The sequence below is a fragment of the Alphaproteobacteria bacterium genome, assembly GCA_016699305.1.
Lineage (GTDB): Bacteria > Pseudomonadota > Alphaproteobacteria.
Genome location: CP064970.1, coordinates 1,729,954 through 1,746,532, shown reverse-complemented (window position 1 = coordinate 1,746,532; position 16,579 = coordinate 1,729,954). Strand labels below are relative to the sequence as shown.

At 58.1% G+C, this 16,579-nt stretch carries 14 protein-coding genes; 7 read left to right on the top strand and 7 right to left on the bottom strand.

Features of this window, described 5'->3' with window-relative positions:
* Positions 1 to 15 precede the first annotated feature (15 nt).
* Both IPI58_08315 and IPI58_08310 read left to right on the top strand, forming a co-directional pair.
* A complete protein-coding gene (locus IPI58_08315; protein ID QQR68829.1) occupies positions 16 to 966 on the top strand; it encodes a (d)CMP kinase in 951 nt (316 codons plus the stop codon).
* Positions 963 to 2,606, top strand: coding sequence for a tetratricopeptide repeat protein (locus IPI58_08310; GenBank protein ID QQR68828.1), 1,644 nt, complete (start codon positions 963 to 965; stop codon positions 2,604 to 2,606). Before IPI58_08315 ends, IPI58_08310 begins: the two co-directional genes overlap by 4 nt.
* Here IPI58_08310 and IPI58_08305 read toward each other — a convergent pair.
* A complete protein-coding gene (locus IPI58_08305) occupies positions 2,588 to 3,484 on the bottom strand; it encodes a cation diffusion facilitator family transporter (GenBank protein ID QQR68827.1) in 897 nt (298 codons plus the stop codon). The genes IPI58_08310 and IPI58_08305 overlap by 19 nt on opposite strands.
* 337 nt (positions 3,485 to 3,821) lie before the next feature.
* On the opposite strand from IPI58_08305, the gene IPI58_08300 reads away from it, so the two are divergent.
* Together IPI58_08300 and IPI58_08295 are read left to right on the top strand one after the other, a co-directional pair.
* Positions 3,822 to 5,051: an LL-diaminopimelate aminotransferase gene (locus IPI58_08300; GenBank protein QQR68826.1), complete on the top strand. Its 1,230-nt coding sequence runs from the start codon at positions 3,822 to 3,824 to the stop codon at positions 5,049 to 5,051.
* A gap of 254 nt (positions 5,052 to 5,305) precedes the next feature.
* Positions 5,306 to 5,851, top strand: coding sequence for a hypothetical protein (locus IPI58_08295; protein QQR68825.1), 546 nt, complete (start codon positions 5,306 to 5,308; stop codon positions 5,849 to 5,851).
* A 4-nt stretch (positions 5,852 to 5,855) separates the two neighbouring features.
* Here IPI58_08295 and IPI58_08290 read toward each other — a convergent pair whose 3' ends face one another.
* The 4 genes from IPI58_08290 to motA all read right to left on the bottom strand — a co-directional run bounded on the left by IPI58_08290 (position 5,856) and on the right by motA (position 9,062).
* Entirely contained in the window at positions 5,856 to 6,533 is a 678-nt protein-coding gene (locus tag IPI58_08290) for a chemotaxis protein CheZ (protein QQR68824.1), read from the bottom strand.
* Positions 6,534 to 6,560: 27 nt separating this feature from the next.
* Positions 6,561 to 6,947 (bottom strand): response regulator, encoded by a 387-nt coding sequence (locus IPI58_08285; protein QQR68823.1) that lies wholly within the window; start codon positions 6,945 to 6,947, stop codon positions 6,561 to 6,563.
* Positions 6,948 to 7,185: 238 nt separating this feature from the next.
* On the bottom strand, positions 7,186 to 8,184 hold the full coding sequence (gene motB, locus IPI58_08280) for a flagellar motor protein MotB (GenBank protein QQR68822.1): 999 nt from the start codon (positions 8,182 to 8,184) through the stop codon (positions 7,186 to 7,188).
* Positions 8,185 to 8,198: 14 nt separating this feature from the next.
* A complete protein-coding gene (gene motA / locus IPI58_08275; protein QQR68821.1) occupies positions 8,199 to 9,062 on the bottom strand; it encodes a flagellar motor stator protein MotA in 864 nt (287 codons plus the stop codon).
* Between motA and IPI58_08270 the strand changes: the two genes are divergently transcribed.
* Positions 9,061 to 10,974, top strand: coding sequence for an ABC transporter substrate-binding protein (locus tag IPI58_08270; GenBank protein ID QQR68820.1), 1,914 nt, complete (start codon positions 9,061 to 9,063; stop codon positions 10,972 to 10,974). The genes motA and IPI58_08270 overlap by 2 nt on opposite strands.
* A gap of 55 nt (positions 10,975 to 11,029) precedes the next feature.
* Here IPI58_08270 and IPI58_08265 read toward each other — a convergent pair whose 3' ends face one another.
* Entirely contained in the window at positions 11,030 to 12,346 is a 1,317-nt protein-coding gene (locus IPI58_08265) for an isoprenylcysteine carboxyl methyltransferase (GenBank protein ID QQR68819.1), read from the bottom strand.
* A 136-nt stretch (positions 12,347 to 12,482) separates the two neighbouring features.
* Here IPI58_08265 and IPI58_08260 point away from each other — a divergent pair, with 136 nt between their 5' ends.
* Together IPI58_08260 and IPI58_08255 are read left to right on the top strand one after the other, a co-directional pair.
* The gene (locus IPI58_08260; GenBank protein QQR68818.1) at positions 12,483 to 13,388 is read left to right on the top strand and encodes a 4-(cytidine 5'-diphospho)-2-C-methyl-D-erythritol kinase; all 906 of its coding nucleotides are present in this window, start codon (positions 12,483 to 12,485) and stop codon (positions 13,386 to 13,388) included.
* Between the two features lie 6 nt (positions 13,389 to 13,394).
* On the top strand, positions 13,395 to 14,855 hold the full coding sequence (locus IPI58_08255) for a UDP-N-acetylmuramoyl-tripeptide--D-alanyl-D-alanine ligase (protein ID QQR68817.1): 1,461 nt from the start codon (positions 13,395 to 13,397) through the stop codon (positions 14,853 to 14,855).
* Between the two features lie 66 nt (positions 14,856 to 14,921).
* Here the strand turns inward: IPI58_08255 and IPI58_08250 are convergent, their stop codons facing one another.
* Complete coding sequence (locus IPI58_08250; GenBank protein QQR68816.1) at positions 14,922 to 16,208, bottom strand: hypothetical protein; 1,287 nt, start codon at positions 16,206 to 16,208, stop codon at positions 14,922 to 14,924.
* Positions 16,209 to 16,579: the final 371 nt, after the last annotated feature.

Below are 16,579 nucleotides of genomic sequence, written 5' to 3'. Positions count from 1 at the left end.
TGGAATTGATTTCCCATGCCCCACACAAAGAATGATCCGACGACAGGCATCCACAAGATCACCGTGACCGGCGAGCTGGGCAGCGGAAAGAGCGCGGTATCGCGTCTGCTGACGCAGCGCTGGAAATGGCCTTACCACTCGGGCGGGGACATCTATCGGCAAATCGCGGCGCGGCGCGGCGTTTCGGCGGTCGAGCTTTCAAGCATCGCCCAGACCGATCCCAGCGTGGATGAGGAAATCGACGATCTCATCCGCAGTCTGGGCGAGGAATCGCGGTCGATGATCGTCGACTCGCGCACCGCATGGCACTTTATCCCCGGATCGTTCAAGCTACGACTAGAGGTGGATGCCGAACTGGCCGCCCATCGCGTGCTGAAGGACGACACCCGCGCCAGCGAATCCTATGATGATTATCACGCGGCGGCCCAAGCCTTACAGATACGCTATGCCAGCGAAGTCGCGCGTTACACGCGGGCCTATGGGATTGATGTCACCGACGACAACAACTTTGATCTGATCGTCGATACCACCCGCGCCACGCCCGAAGATGCCGCCCAAACCATTATTCGTTGCGCCGAGTCGTTATGGGCCGGTCGCGCTTTGCCACGGCGTTGGATTCCCACCAAGGCGGCATATCCCCTGGGGACTTTAGAGCGCCTAAGCGGTGAACAGTTTGATCATATCCGCCAAGCCATTCAATTGCGCGGCTATGACCCGCTTTGGCAAGTCAATGTGCTGCGTCTGGGCGGCAAGCTGTATCTGGTGGATGGGCATCGGCATCTCAGCGCCGCTTTGTTGGCGGGCGTGGCGATGGTGCCGTGCATCCTGATTCAGCCGCAGCGGCCCTTAGAAATCAACGATCCCACCGTTGCGGATATGCGCGAAAGGCTTTCCATGGCCTCTTTGAAGGAATGGGAAGACCGGCACGGCTTTAAGTTCGGCGTCTATCCGCCTTTCCTGACATGACCGATCTGGCCGCCGCGCAAAGCCTGCACCAACAAGGCCGCTGGGACGAGGCGGCCAAGGCCTATGCCGACCTTGCCCGTAACGGAGAGACTCGCGCTTGGTATCTTTTGGCTCTTCTTGGCATGCAGCGCGGCGACTCGGTGAGCGCTTTACAGGCATTGGAGTCGTATCTGAAAGCGCATCCAGGTGATGCGCGAGCCCTGCATCTCCAAGGACTGGCGCTGCAATCCCAAGCGCATCATCGGCAGGCGGCGGAATCCTTGCAGGCGGCCTTGCTGGATCGGCCCCAAGACGCCCTGTTGGCCAATGCCTTGGCGGTGAGTTTGATGGCGCAGAATCTTTACGAGCGTGCCGCGAATATCCTTGAACCCGCTCTATCCGCACAGCCCGACTGCCAGCCAGCCTTGGGCAATTGGGCCGAATGTCTGCGCCGCCTGTATCGCCTGGATGAATCCGAAGCCGCCGCTCGGCGGTTATTGGCGCTATCGTCGGGCGAGCCGGAAGCGATGAACGCTTTAGCTCTTGTGCTGCGCGATCAGGGCACATGGGATGAGGCCGAGACTCTGTTGCGTGGCGCGATCAAGCGCCGTCCCGATATGGTAGAGGCGCATGCCAATCTTGGTGCCGTGCTGATGGATCGGCGGGATATCAAAGGCGCGGAGTCCGCCTATCGTCAGGCACTGACTCTGAACCCCCATTCCGAAGACATACGCTGTGATCTGGGCATGAACCTGTTGCAGCAACGACGTTTCGAGGAAGGCTGGGAGCTGTATGAATCGCGTCTAAAGGGTGCACGCGCGCACACGGATATCGCGCGTCTGCCCGGCATCCCCCTATGGCGACCGGGAGAATCGGCGCAAGATTGCCGCCTTGTCGTCTATGCCGAGCAAGGTTTTGGCGACACGCTGCAATTCATGCGGTTATTGCCCGAACTGACAAGGCGTGGCGCAAGCGTTCATTTGCGCGTTCCCCCGGCCCTGCATCGCCTATTGGCCTATAATCTTGAGCCTTTGGGAATCGAGGTCACGGACACCGCCGCGCCGCCGCCCAAGGCCGACCGTCAGATTCCCATGCAATCATTGCCGCTATGCCTGGGGATGATCGATCCTTATTCCTGGCCGGGGCCGCCTTATCTCAAGGCCCCGACGCCATATAGGTATGAAGGCAATCTTCCCACCGTGGGATTGGCTTTTTCCGCCTCGCCCAAACCCGTCAACCCTGCCATGTTACGTCGCATGCCCGCTTCGGCTCTACGCGGCATCTTGGCCGTGCCGGGCATTCGTTTCGTCAGTCTGCAGCGCGGAGAGGCCGAATCCATGTTGGACGGTCTGCCCATTGACAGGCGCGTGGAATCGGCACGCGACTTTGCCGATACCGCCAACATAACGGCAGGTCTCGATCTTGTGCTAAGCGTCGATACCGTGGCGGCGCATCTAGCTGGCGCGTTGGGTCGCCCCTTGTGGCTGATGGCCAATTACGCGCTGGACTGGCGGTGGAGCATGGCCGGTGACGGTCCTTGTCCGTGGTACCCGCAGCGACGCAGTTTCCACTGCCCGTCTCCTGACGGCTGGGACAAACTGGCCAAGGACGTGGCCGCAGCGTTAATCCAATGGCGCGACGATCAAACGACGGATTCCTGATCCTTCTCCGGTTCCTGGTGAATATGGATCTCGGCCCCTGGCATTATCTGCTCTAAACGCAATTCGATGGCATCGGCGATGTCATGCGCCTCATTTAAGGTCAACGAGCCTTTCAGGCTGACTGTCAATTCAATGAACGGCTTGTGTCCGTCACTGCGCGTACGCAAACTGCGCACAGACTGTACGCACGGATCGCTCGCAGCGATCTCACGAATGCGGCTTCGTTCCTTATCGGACAATTCGCTATCCATCAGTATGGCGAACGCGTGACGTAACACGCGCACCGCCGCGACTACCAAGATTCCTGCAATACCCATAGCAAACAATGGGTCCCAAAAATCCTGGCCCGTCAGATGTCCCAAACCAATGGCCGCGATGACCGCAAAGTTCAAGGCTATATCGCCTGAATAATGCAACGAGTCGGCTGTCACGGCTGGCGAGTGCGTATGGCGAATGACATATTTTTGCAAGATCACCAGGGCCAAACTCACGACAATGGCGACCGCAGCGATACCGATGCCAACAAAAGGTTCCTGCACAGGCGTTGGCGTGAACAGATGCTCGACGGCCTCGACGGTCAACATGCCCGCCGAGCCAATGATCAATCCACCTTGCAACAAAGCGCTTATGGACTCGGCCTTGCCGTGTCCATAGCCATGATCGTGATCGGCAGGACGCGCCGCCGTGATGACGCCCAACATCGCCATGGCGCTGGCCAACAGATCAAGCCCCGAGTCGATCAATGTCGCTAGCAACGCCGTTGATCCGGTCAGGATCACGCCCAGCCATTTTAAGCCCAGCAAAAGAATAGCGACGGCCAAACTGGCACGCACCGCCATCAGGCGCAATTTCTTAGCGGAGGAATGATTCGGATTCACATTCCATGCATGCCTGACAATACTCGGCTTCTCAAGTAAAAAAACTGGCGCGATCTGGCTGATGTCGGCGTAAGAACTCGGATAGGAATCTCGCACAAACCCATTCGAACCCACGGCATATCAGGCTTACCCTTGATACTTTTGGTGTCATCGGTGCGATTGCCTCCACAGGCACGCATATCTTTCGAAGCCCTGGCATCCCTCAGACCGAGGGGAAGATTTTCCATACGACGTTTCATCCTCTGGCATCCGGAAAACCTCCATGATAATGATCATGTGTCAATGAGATGGTGATTATTGGTTCCCCCTCACGCCTCATAATCAGGGAAAGCGCATCATGCCTACCGAGCCCGAATTCTTTCGTCTGCGCCTGTTGCCGCCTTATGTGTTTGCCGAAGTCAACGCCATGAAAGCCAAGGCCCGCGCGGCGGGCGAGGACGTTATTGATCTGGGGATGGGCAATCCCGACCAACCGCCCGCCAAGCATATCATCGACAAGCTGATCGAAAGCGCGCGCAACCCGCGTGCCCACCGTTATTCGATGTCCAAGGGCGTGCCCGGTCTGCGCAAAGCAGTCGCTGCCTATTATAAAAAGCGCTTTGGCGTGGCGCTGGATATGGAAAACGAGATTTGCGTCACTTTGGGATCGAAAGAGGGGCTTGCCAATCTGGCGCAGGCCATCACCAGCCCGGGCGATGTGATCTTGACGCCCAATCCCAGTTATCCCATTCACCCTTTCGGCTTTCTATTGGCAGGAGCCGCGTTGCGTTCGATGCCCGTGGGGCCGCAACCGGATATCGGCTCGTTCATGGATCACCTGGAACGCGCCTGGCGCTATAGCGTGCCGCAACCCAAGGCCTTGATCTTGAATTATCCCGCCAACCCCACGGCCCAAGTCGTGGATTTGGATTTCTATCGTCCCATCGTGCGTTTCTGCCTGGAAAAAGGCATCTATATCATCTCGGACTTGGCCTATTCGGAAATTTACTTTGATGGGATCAAGCCACCTTCGGTGCTGGAGATACCCGAAGCCAAAGAGATCGCCGTCGAATTCACATCGATGAGCAAGACCTATAACATGCCCGGCTGGCGTCTGGGCTTTGCCTGTGGCAGCAAAAAACTGATCGGCGCGCTGGCGCGCATCAAGTCTTATGTGGATTACGGCGCGTTCACGCCGCTTCAGGTCGCGGCCACGGCGGCCCTGAACGGGCCGCAGGATTGCGTCGAGGACATGCGGCAAATGTACAAAGCGCGACGCGATGTGCTGATTAACGGCCTTGCCGCCGCCGGATGGGACGTCCCCTCACCTTCTGCCAGCATGTTCGCCTGGGCCCCCATTCCGCCGCAATACGCCCATCTGGGATCACTGGAATTCTCCAAGCTTTTGCTGAAAGAGGCTCAATTGGCCGTCGCGCCGGGCGTGGGTTTTGGCGAATTCGGCGACGATTATGTGCGCTTGGCCTTGGTCGAAAACCGCCAACGCCTCCGTCAAGCCTGCCGGAACGTCAAAACCTTTTTAGGTAAGGCCCCGGGCCGCTCCCCACGCCGTGGCATTTCAAAGAGATAAGGGGGTATGCATGGACCAAGATGAACACAACAATTTCCATTTCAAGGTTATAAGATAGACTGTTCACTGGTTAACCCTCCGAACTTATCGGTGACGATGTGTCTTATTCTTCGATAGCATTGCAGGTTTATGACGGCGGGACTGAGAGCGACTCGAGGCTACGCAGCCCCTGGCTTCTGATGCGCCGCGCGCAATGGTCTTATCAATTTCTCCAGAGACATCGTGATACGCCGCATCTGAAGCATGTAAGCCTGATGCATACGGTTGTCACGGTGAACCAGGCCGCTATCGCTTTTCAAGAAATGGGGCACAAGGATTTCTATTCGGAAATGCTGGATCCCCGCATGATGCCAAACACGCCAGTGGGACGTCGTCAGGACAAGCGCCGACAGATCGACGAGAATATGTACGTTCTCATGCGCATGGCAGACCTCAACAAAACTAACGAAATGCGCATGGTCCAAGATTTTAGCGAATCTCACCAGATGCTATACAAAGTGTGGCTAGGGTTGGCCTGTGGATCGCCTTCCATACCGCCCACTCTGTTTGCGCTGGCTATGGCATCATCGCATTTGATGGCGTTTTCCGATGGTCGCGTAGATAGCCGCACCGCGCGTATCTTAGAAAGCTATGCCTCCCGCGCGGAAACTCTGGGGTTGACCTATACCTTCTGTTCTCACGTCACGTCAAAGATTGCCGCCCCAAATCCGACACAGCCACCTGCTCCCCAGCGTCCCGACCCCGCAGCCAAAACAGGCAGCGTTCATTATCTGGATCATCGCTATACACCGAAAGCGTAAGAGATCAATTGAAGCTGGCCAGCAGCTTGTCGATCTCGTCTTGGCTGATGGCATCCGAAGGCAGTTGCGGGCCTTCCATGAGATGTTGATCGGGATCGACTTGAGGGGATCCTATCTCGGCAGGCGTCGATTCCGTGGCCATCTCGCTCATGCCTTCCAGCTCGCCGCCGAAAATCTCCAATAAGCCTTCGACGCGTTCTTCGATATGCTTGAGGATCTTGACGACTTTGTTGATGCGCTGCGTGTCCACTTCTTGCGAGGTGCATGCCTCGTAAATCCCACCCATAATGCCTTGCATTTTGGCCGCTACGGATTCAGGAATCTCGGGAGCCAGGGCGGATAAGGCGTTGCAGCCGTCAATGACCATATTGGTCGTGCGCTCCAGCGATTGAACCGTGGCGTCCAACTGATCGGTCGCATTAGGAATCTCTTCGCGCTTGAGAGTGGTCGGCCGCACGCTGGCAAGGTCGTGCTTGGCGTTTTGGATATAGCGCGCCAAGGACACCAGCTGCGCGTATAACTTAAGATCCGATGTCTTGATCTCGCGGCTGCGCTCTCCTCCGTGCACGACTTCGGTAATGATCCGTGCCACGCGCTCATGCGAGGGCAATTTTGGTCCAGCGGACTTCCCACCTTGCGCCAAATCGGCACCATTACCGAGTTCGGTTGCGTTGATCGTCATTCCTCATCTCCTCGGAAGGGGGAAAACCTAGAATTCACCCAATACGGCGGTGATCTTCTGCTTAAGGGTGTCCACGGTGAAGGGCTTGACGATATAGTTGTTCACGCCAGCCTGTTTGGCGGCGACAACGTTCTCCGTCTTACCTTCGGCCGTGACCATGATGAAGGGTATGGTCTTAAGCTTCTCGTCGGCGCGGACTTCTTTTAGCAACTGCAAGCCGCTGACAGGTTCCATATTCCAGTCCGAGATGACCAGGCCGTAATCCTGCTCACGCAGCAGACGCAAAGCCTGTCCACCATCCGCAGCATCAGTGATGTTGCGAAAGCCCAGTTGGCGCATCAGATCGCCCAAGATGCGCAAGATCATCTTAGAGTCGTCCACCAACATCACATTCATGCTCAGGTTAATCGACATGGCACTTCATCCCTTAGAGTTTTCATCGTCTAAACAACCACACCAGAGTTGAAAATTCGTTTACATGCTGCCTTTAACACCCGACGACACGCTGTTATTTTTAAAAACCGCGAAAATAAACTATTGGAGAATCGACATGAGCAAGGGGTGAGCTGATCTCCTGGAATCACCAACAATATCGAGCCGCTCCAGCGCATGCCAGAAACAGTGACGAGAACAAGTTATCTTCGCCTGTCTTTTAATGCGATGCCGGGTTCTGGCTTTCAACAGGCGGGCGCTGGGGTGATTGGGGCGCGCTGCCTCTTTGTCGCAACAAGACGATGCTGATGCGGCGGTTCGACGGATCTTTGGAGTCTTGCGGCTTTAAAGGCTCGCGGTCGGCCATGCCCACGATCTTGGCCAGGCGTTCAGGGGCGACCCCGGCGGCTTCCAATTCGCGGCGACTGCTATTGGCGCGTTCGGTGGACAGGTCCCAATTGTTGCGACCGCTGGCGCTGCTAAAGGGCAGGCTGTCGGTGTGGCCGCTGACGCTGACATGGTTGGGTAGGCGGCCGATGATCTGGCCGATCAAGCGCAGCAATTGGCGGCTTTGCGGATGCGGCTCGGCGCTGCCCAGGGCAAACATGGAATAACGGTCCCGATCCACGATTTGAATCCGCAGTCCCTCGGGCGTGCGGTCGATCAGCAGATTATTGGCCAGATCGCGCAGCTCGGGGCTTTTCTGGATGGTCTGCTCGATGGCCTCCACCGTCTGGCGGAAACGCTGTTCCTCGGCCGTCTCGCCTTGCTTACCTTCCTCTTGAACGTCTTTGCCTTCTTTCTGGTTGGCTTTGCTGGGGGCTTCCTCGGAGTCTTTGGCGCGACCACTGCCTTTTTGTTCGTCCTCGCCCGCGATGTCCTGCTTGGGCGGTGCCGGGCGCACTTCGTTGTTATTGGGGCGCGAGCCGCTGGAAATGCGCGCATCGTCGGCATCGACCGACAAACCGCCGAACGTGCCGCCCGCGCCGGATTTGGTGGAAGTGACCGAGGCCGGCGCGAAGTAATCGGCGATGCCGCGCAGCTGTTCGCGCGTGGAGGTATTCAACAACCACAACATCAAGAAGAACGCCATCATGGCGGTCACGAAGTCGGCATAGGCGACTTTCCATGCGCCGCCGTGATGGCCAGCGGCCTGCTTACGCCCCTTGCGCCGGATGATGATGACCGGCTGGGCAGGCGGCGAGCTGGGCGGGGGCATCGGTCAGAACCCCTTTAAGCCACGGAGGGCAAGGCGTTGACGGCTTCTTCCACCTCGTAGAAGGTCGGGCGCAGATGCGGCTCCAGCGCCTTGCGGGCGTATTCGACCGATATGGCCGGGGCGCATCCGCTTAGATGCGCCAGCAAGCCGACTTTGAGGCATAGGTAATAGCGCGCCTCGGAATCCGCCACGCCCTTGAGCGCATTGGCCAACGGTCCGATATAGCCATAGGACAAGAACACGCCCAAGAACGTACCGACCAAGGCGCCGCCGATCAATCGGCCCAACACTTCGGGCGGCTCGGTAATCGCGCCCATGGTTTTGATAACGCCCAACACGGCGGCGACGATGCCAAGGGCCGGAATACCGTCGGACATGGTTTGAAAGGCGTGGGACAGAGCCAATTCATCCTCGTGATGGACTTCCAATTCCTCGTCCATCAGGGCTTCGATCTCGTGCGGTTTATCCGCGCCCAGTGTGATCATGCGCAGATAGTCGCAAAAAAAGATGACCGCATGATGCTCTTTGACGAAATGCGGATAATTGGAAAAGATGCTGCTCTCATGCGGGTTTTCCACATGCTGTTCCAGAGCCAACATGCCTTTGGTACGGGCCAGTTTGTACACCTGGTATTGCATCGATAGCAGTTCCAGAAAATCCTGTTTTTTGTGTCGCGAGCCTTTAATGGCGATGCCGACCGCCTTCAAGGACCGCTTCAGGACATGTTTTTGGTTCGAAATAATAAAAGCGCCCAGTGCAGCGCCACCGATAATGACCAGCTCGAAAGGCTGGTTCAAAGCTGATAGCTTACCGTGCATGGCCACATAGCCGCCCAGCACGCTGGCTATAACGATAATGGCACCAAGGATGAAATTCATGACTGATCTTGCCTCGAGCTTTGCCTGGCACAGGGTTCCAGCCCGACTGTGCAGCAGTTTCCTTAATGACGGTTTAAGGCGTGGAGTGTTGATCCTCGCTATCTTCTTGATAATTCTGATACCGTTGCAATCTCGCGGTGACGAATTCCCCGCCGCTCGACACGGGCTGAGCCTTTATGGCGATCTAAAATATGCGCCGGATTTCAAGCAGTTCGACTATGTGAACCCGGACGCGCCCAAGGGGGGCGAATTGCGTCTGCCCGAGGTGGGCACCTTCGACAGCTTGAACGGCTTTATCATCAAAGGTGATCCGGCTTCGGGCTTGTCGATGCTGTACGCGACTTTGCTGGAAAAGAGCGCGGATGAACCCAGCGCGGCCTATGGCTATCTCGCCCACAACGTCGAGGTGGCACCCGATCGCAGCTTTGTGACGTTCCATCTGCGGCCTGGGGCGCGTTTCCATGATGGCGCACCCATCACCGCCCAGGATGTTATTTGGAGCTTTGAGACTCTGCGCGATAAGGGCTTGCCCGCCTGGCGCAGCTATTATCACGATGTCGCCAAGGTCGAGGCCTTGGACCCGCACACCGTGCGCTTTACCTTGGCGCATCCCGAAAACCGCGAATTGCCCTTGATCCTTGGCGAATTGCCCGTGATGCCCCGGCATTATTGGGAGAAACGCGATTTTACCGTCACGACATTGGAGCCGCCGGTGGGCAGCGGCCCCTATCGCATCCGCGCCACCATACCGGGGCGCAGCGTGATCTTTGAGCGAGTCAAAGACTGGTGGGGCGCGGATTTGCCGGTCAATCGCGGGCGGTGGAATTTCGATATCATCCGCCAGGAATATTTCCGCGATTCCACCGTCGCTCTCGAAGCCTTCTTGTCGGGGCGCTATGACCTGCGGGTCGAAAACGTGGCCAAGCAATGGGCCACCGGCTATGACGCGCCCGCCGTGACAAGCGGGGCGATCCGGCGCGTGGAGATCTATAACGCCCTGCCCGCTTCGCTGCAAGGCTTCGTCTTTAATACCCGCCGCCCGCTTTTTGCCGATCGTCGCGTGCGCGAGGCTTTGGGGCTGGCCTTTGACTTTGAATGGTCCAACCGCATTCTGGCCTATGGGCTGTATCGCCGGACCAAAGGCCTGTTTGCGAATACCGAGATGCTGGCCACGCAGCCGCCCGATGCGCGTGAGATCGCCGTTTTGGAACCCTATCGCGACCGTCTGCCGCCCGAAGTCTTCGGCCCCGCTTGGACTCCGCCCGTCACCGATGGCAGCGGATGGAACCGCGATGCGCTTAAACGCGCGCGCGATCTGTTGCACGAGGCAGGCTGGGTGGTCAAAGACGGCCGATTGGTCAACGCCGCCGATGGCCGCCCCTTTGCTTTTGAGATCATCGATCAAAGCCCGCTTTTTGGCCGCTGGATCTTGCCCTATGCGCGCAACCTGAAGCGCCTAGGGATCGAGATGAGCTTTCGCCTGATGGACAGCGCGCAATTCCAAAAACGCCTGCAAGGCTTCGACTTTGACATGGTAATCGGCATCTATCCGCCCAGCCTGTCGCCGGGGAACGAGCAGCGCGAATACTGGACCAGCGCCCGCGCGGATCAAGAAGGCAGCCGCAATATGGCAGGGGTGAAGGACCCCGTGATCGACGCGTTGGTAGAAGGTCTGACCCGCGCCCAGGACAGCCCGGGCCTTATCGCCCATTCAAGGGCGCTAAGCCGCGTCCTGGGCTGGAATTTCTATGTCATCCCACATTGGCACAGCGGATTATGGCGCGTGGCGCATTGGGACCGCTTTGGCCGCCCCGCCAACCAGGCCCCCTATGCCCTGGGAGTCGAAGACAGTTGGTGGTCCGATCCCGCCAAGGCCGCAGGCGTGGCGCAAAAGCAAAGGCGAGGGAGTTAGGCATGCTTCACAATGCTTGGAATCCGTAAACTCAATCACAGCGGCTGATGCCGCTTCATAGATCTTTGTGAGCGGTGTCAAGGTGACGCTGCGCGCGCAAAACGGCGTCTTGGTGGATATGGGCATAGCTCAGGCGTGGAAAGAGCGTGCCGACCCATGACAACAGGCCGTGCCGGTCGATCCATAGCGCATAAGCCACATAAGCGGGATCGCGCGAGAGATGGCGTTCCTCGGTCCATGCGCGCAGGACGTATAACGCCCCCACAAGCGCCAGCAACACGCTTTGACGTAGCCCTCCATCGACGCCTTGCATGGACAGGAAGGGCAAAGAGACCATCCACCAGCGCAGATTTTTGATGACATAGGCCGGGTGCTTACCCAGGCGAAAGGGACCGTTCGTGATGACGCCGCGATGGGTAAGATTCGAAAAACGCACGCCAAAAACGGAGTCGCACCATGTGTGCAGCACCATCAGAACCAAGATCAAACTGCCCCAGACGACCAATAGAGTGGGGTGGTCCTGCAGCCAAAAGGCCCATCCATCCCCGTCTCGGTAACCGAGATATTGGGTAAATGTTACCTCCAACAGGGGCGCATAGCAGGCCAAGGCGGCCAGCCAACCCAATAGTGTCTCATCGACCGAGCGGATATGCGCGTCGAATAGGCGCAAACTGGCCAGATATCCCGTGGCGACAAAAGCCAGTTCGATCGCCATACAGGCCTGGAAGATGGCCGTGAAGAAAGTGACGAAGGGATAGGACAAGAGATGCGACCACGAGAACTGAAACAGCCATATGGCCCCATGAGCCAGATCGCCGAACATCAAGGGCAGAAAATAGCCTTTGACCAGCCAGCCTAGGACATGACGGCGTAGAATCGGGCCTGAGCCGCGCTCGGGAAGGCGTCCCAGCGCCATGCGACCGATCAGCCAATAGGCGTCATAAGGGTCTTTCATGCGCCGATCGACGTCCAGGAAATAGGGCGTGACCAACACGGCAAAAACCGGCCAGAACATTTCCAGCGCCTCGAAAAAAGGCTGATACAACGGCCAGCGATAAAGCGGGAAAAGCCAATAACCAAAGGCCAGAACGGCCAGGGTCAGCGTCATGCCCAACAGTTTGCAGGCAACGCGCGGCAGGTTCATCCGACGGCGATACGCGGGCGGAGGATGCCGCCCTATCTCCATGCCGCCAAGAACGACGGTCAAAAGCAAAACGGCAACGGCGCAAGTCGCAACAGGCGGCGCGCCGATGCCGATGGCCGCTGCGGCCAGGACCAGCAGCAAGACCAAGCCGATAGGCGTGGCCCATAAACTGACGCAAGACGTAGGACGACGAATGCGGGTCGGAGCGGGCGGAGTAGAGTCGGTCATGCCCTTGCAAGGTCAGGATAAAAACGCGAATCTATTGCAGCGCAAACCATCCCATGCTGGCAACTGTTATTCTTGGCCACGATAGGTTAGAAAAGTTCATCAGAAACCATCGGTTAAGGTCGGGAAAAACAGACAGATGAGCGAATCGGAACAGTCCGCCACGCAAACCGCACCCGCCAAGATCAATCTGTTCTTGCATGTGACGGGCAAAGGCAGCGGGGAATATGCGGGTTACCATCTGCTGAACACCCTGGCGGTCTTTGCCGCCGATATGGGCGATGATGTCACCATCCGCCCTGCTTGTGGCTATTCGCTGACTCTGGACGGCCCCTATGCCCAGGCTTTGCAGCAGGAGGATCCGGACCGCAATATCGTGACCCGCGCGGCGCGGATGATGGCGGGATGTTATGGCAAGTCGTTGGATATGGCGATCCAGGTCACCAAGAATATTCCGATGCAAGCGGGATTGGGCGGCGGCTCGGCCGATGCGGCGGCCACCATGCGGGCTCTGGCGGCTTTCTGGGGCGTGCCCCGGCTTGACTCGCGCATCTTGAAAATGGCCCCCATGCTGGGGGCGGATGTACCGATGTGTCTGCACGGCCCGCTTCCCTTATATGTTAGCGGCATTGGTGAGAATGTGCGTTTCGCCGCAGACATTCCCGCGCTGCATATGGTCTTGGCGCGTCCGAATTTCGGTCTGTCCACCAAAGAGGTCTTTTCCGCCAACAGGATTTACGATTCGGCCATCAAGGCATATCCGAGCAAAGCACAGGACTTTATGGCATGGCTGGAACACGAGACAGGTAATGATCTGACGCCAGCCTCCATCTCATTAAACGCGGGATTGGACTTGGTTCTTCAGGCGCTTGGCGGGCAAAAAGGCTGTCTGTTATCGCGCATGACAGGCAGCGGCACGACCTGTTTCGGAATTTTCGAACACGGTGAATCCGCCCAATCTTCGGCGCAAGAATTGGCCAAGAGCCGTCCCGACTGGTGGGTCCGCGCCGTACACACCCATCCCTCACCCAACGGAGTATTGTAAGATATCATGATGACATTGAATGACGCGCTGGCGGGAATGGGGGCTTGTCAGGTTCAGACGGATGAGGCCGTGCTTGGCCAGGATTTCGTCGGGATCAGCATCGACAGCCGCACCGTGACGCCGGGACAGATTTTCTTTGCGGTTCGGGGCAAGAATCTGGACGGCCACGATTATGTCCCCCAAGCATTGGCGGCGGGCGCGGCCTTGGCCGTCGTCTGCGAAGCTTATGAGGATGCGGTAGAGACGCGTCTGGTGCGCGTGGCCGATCCGTTGCGCGCCTTGCATGGCTTGGCGCATTCCTTGCGCCAGATGCATAACCCGCTGACGGTCGCCATTACCGGCAGCGTGGGCAAAACGACCACGAAGAATTTCGTCGGCGAAGTCTTTTCCGCCTTGGCGCCCACGGTCTATAGCCGGAAAAGCTTTAACAACGAATTCGGCGTTCCTTTAAGCCTATGCGGGATCGAGGCGGCAACGCGCTATGCCTGCATCGAGATCGGCATCAACACCCCTGGGGAAATGTCGGCCCTGGCGCAGATGGTGGCTCCCGATATCGGCATCATCACCAATATCGGCATGGCGCATATCGAGCATTTCGGCTCGAAAGACGGAATCTTAGAAGAAAAGGCCAAATTTCTTGATGGAATCCGCCCAGGTGGCACCGCCGTCTTGAACGCCGATGACGAGAAATTGGCGTCACGACGCGCATGGCTTCAGGTGCAGGGACTCAAAACCTTGTGGTTTGGCACGTCGCCCGAGGCCGATATCCGCGCGGTATCGCGCCAGAGTGTGGGGGACGGGCAAGATATCGAGATTGCCACGTCGCCCGATGCGGCCACCATCCATGTGCATATAACACCCGGCGATCAAGGCACCATGTATGCGGCCTTGGCCTGTGTCGCGGCGGGGGTGGCGGCGGGAATCGCGCCGGACAGGATCGCCCAAATTCTTGGCCAAGTGACGGTGGAAAGCCGCATGCGAATCCGCGCCTTTGCGGGCGGGCAGATCGTGGATGACAGTTATAACGCCAGCCAAGCCTCGATGCTCAACGGCATTGAATGGGTATCCGGGATGACAGGCGCGGCGGTTTTGGTCCTTGGCGATATCGGCGAGGTCGGCACCTTTATGACCGAATCCTATCGGCAGGTTTTGGCCGCCGCCGCCGCAAAGGGCGTGCGCCAAGTTATCACCGTGGGCAGCACCGGCGCGAATTGGCAAGAGGCCGCCGCGCAGTCAGGTTTCGACCCGGAGCATCTGCGCGTCACGACGAATTGGTCCGAGGCTTTGGCCGAGCTTAAAAAATCTAATGCTTCTGGGCCGGTGAATATATTCGTCAAAGGCTCGCGATTCTCGCATCTCGAACGAGTCGCTTTGGCCCTTGAAGATCAAATCAGCACCTGTTTAAAAGTCAGATGCACAAAATACATCCACTGCTCGGCCTGTCCGGAGTTCAATGGCTCTGTTTAGGGCGTTGATATATCAAAAAAAGGGCGTCCCGAAAGACGCCCTTTTCTTGAATAACCCTAAGAGGCCTTAGCGCACATAGACATGCACTTCGGGGGTCAGGGCGTTGTTGCTGCTGGCCACGGTTTGCGAGATGCGCGCGGGGGACAGGCCCAGCTGGACCAGGGAACGGCGGACATCGTCGGCATAACGCTGTGCATCGTCATTGGAGCGAGCCACGGCCACCGGATCGCCCACGCTGGGGGACACCGCGACCAGGGTGAATTGCGCCTCAGGGCGACGGTCGAGGGCGTTGTTGATGGCACCGAACAAGGGTTGCTCGTAATCCACCTGCGGCTGATTAAAGCGGATTAAGACCAAAAGCTTGCCGATATTGGCCGCATCGACACCGGTGGCGGCACGCTCATTCGTGATGGCCACGCTGTCACCTGCGGGAGCCGTTGCCTGGGTAGGTAGGCTGGACTTTGCTGCCGTAGGTTCATCCTCGACAACCGGCTCATTCTTGGTCGACTTCTTGCTGCGCGGCGATTTGCTTGAATCCACCACCGGTGCGCGGGAAACAGGCTCCACAGGCGATGCGGCAGGGGCAGGGGCCTCAGTCGGCAGGGTCACCATCGAGGGCGAGGGCGAAGAATCCACCGTGATGGCGCGGTTGGAAAAGCTGGAGCCGATCATTTGGCCACGAGAGATCTGGAAGGCCAACGCCTGCAGATTCGCGCGTTCGGTGACCAGATAATGCGTCTGACGCTGAATGTCGGCGGTGATCTCGTCGCGCAAACGGTCCAGCACTACGATCTGACGGCTGACTTCATCGCGTAGGGCGTTGAGCTGATCGTGGTCTTCGTCCACGGCACCGCCCAAGGTCAGGGCCGCGCGGACGGATTCGACCAGGAACGAGGCCATCGAGCCATTGGTCGACACCTGATTCAGCAACGCGTTGAGGCGCGAGAGCGAGGAGTTGACCTCACCCAGGCTGGCTTCGGCCTCTTCCCATTGGCGCATCAAGATGGGGTTGCTGCGCGTGGTGCCGGCCTGCAGGCGCGCCACGATGGCGGCCACAGTGCTGTGATACTGGACGGCACCTGCCGCACCGACGCCGCGCAACGATTTGTATTCGCTGGCGCTGGTGTCCACGGCGGCCTTGAAGCGGGATACGTCGTCACGCAATTCAAAGACCCGCGCCGATACCATCGATCCCGAAGGTTGTCCGAAATCGGCCACAGGCGAGGCGATGGCAGGCAAGGGCGTGGGGGGCGGTGCGGCATTTGGCTCATCAGCCATGGCTGCAGGCGGCAAAATGCCGGCTGCAAAAGCCAGCAATCCGGTCAAAAACAGGCGACGCCAGACTGTCCGCATGGGCTTGATCCCTCATTGTTTATCTCTCGGCCCACCGAAACGGGGTCCCATAAAGGGGCCGCACCGGCAGAACCACGCTTTAGGCTGAGCACGGAATCGCACCCTGTCCTAAAACGGATCGTGCCGGAGTTTAACGCCAGCACAGCTCGGTCACAAGACGCTTAACCGCTTGCGCCCCAGTATACGGCCAGGCTTGATGGAGACAGAAAGCCTCCTGTGGCATCCAAGCAACAAATATGCCGGGATTGGTCGAAATTGTCGGGCATTTTATGGCCAAATATGCGTCCCGTCCGCGAAAGCATCGAATCATGCCACGTCCCTTGTCGTCGCATTTGACGATCTGCTGGCCTCAGCGGACATCCGTTTATCCA

Excerpts from the sequence above, each read along its gene's own strand:
- IPI58_08270 (QQR68820.1), top strand. The coding sequence starts at position 9,061 with ATGACTGATCTTGCCTCGAGCTTTGCCTGGCACAGGGTTCCAGCCCGA.
- IPI58_08290 (QQR68824.1), bottom strand. The coding sequence starts at position 6,533 with ATGACGATCAACGCAACCGAACTCGGTAATGGTGCCGATTTGGCGCAA.
- motA (QQR68821.1), bottom strand. The coding sequence starts at position 9,062 with ATGAATTTCATCCTTGGTGCCATTATCGTTATAGCCAGCGTGCTGGGC.
- IPI58_08295 (QQR68825.1), top strand. The coding sequence starts at position 5,306 with ATGCATACGGTTGTCACGGTGAACCAGGCCGCTATCGCTTTTCAAGAA.
- IPI58_08310 (QQR68828.1), top strand. The coding sequence starts at position 963 with ATGACCGATCTGGCCGCCGCGCAAAGCCTGCACCAACAAGGCCGCTGG.
- IPI58_08300 (QQR68826.1), top strand. The coding sequence starts at position 3,822 with ATGCCTACCGAGCCCGAATTCTTTCGTCTGCGCCTGTTGCCGCCTTAT.
- IPI58_08265 (QQR68819.1), bottom strand. The coding sequence starts at position 12,346 with ATGACCGACTCTACTCCGCCCGCTCCGACCCGCATTCGTCGTCCTACG.
- IPI58_08250 (QQR68816.1), bottom strand. The coding sequence starts at position 16,208 with ATGCGGACAGTCTGGCGTCGCCTGTTTTTGACCGGATTGCTGGCTTTT.
- IPI58_08315 (QQR68829.1), top strand. The coding sequence starts at position 16 with ATGCCCCACACAAAGAATGATCCGACGACAGGCATCCACAAGATCACC.
- motB (QQR68822.1), bottom strand. The coding sequence starts at position 8,184 with ATGCCCCCGCCCAGCTCGCCGCCTGCCCAGCCGGTCATCATCATCCGG.
- IPI58_08255 (QQR68817.1), top strand. The coding sequence starts at position 13,395 with ATGATGACATTGAATGACGCGCTGGCGGGAATGGGGGCTTGTCAGGTT.
- IPI58_08260 (QQR68818.1), top strand. The coding sequence starts at position 12,483 with ATGAGCGAATCGGAACAGTCCGCCACGCAAACCGCACCCGCCAAGATC.
- IPI58_08285 (QQR68823.1), bottom strand. The coding sequence starts at position 6,947 with ATGTCGATTAACCTGAGCATGAATGTGATGTTGGTGGACGACTCTAAG.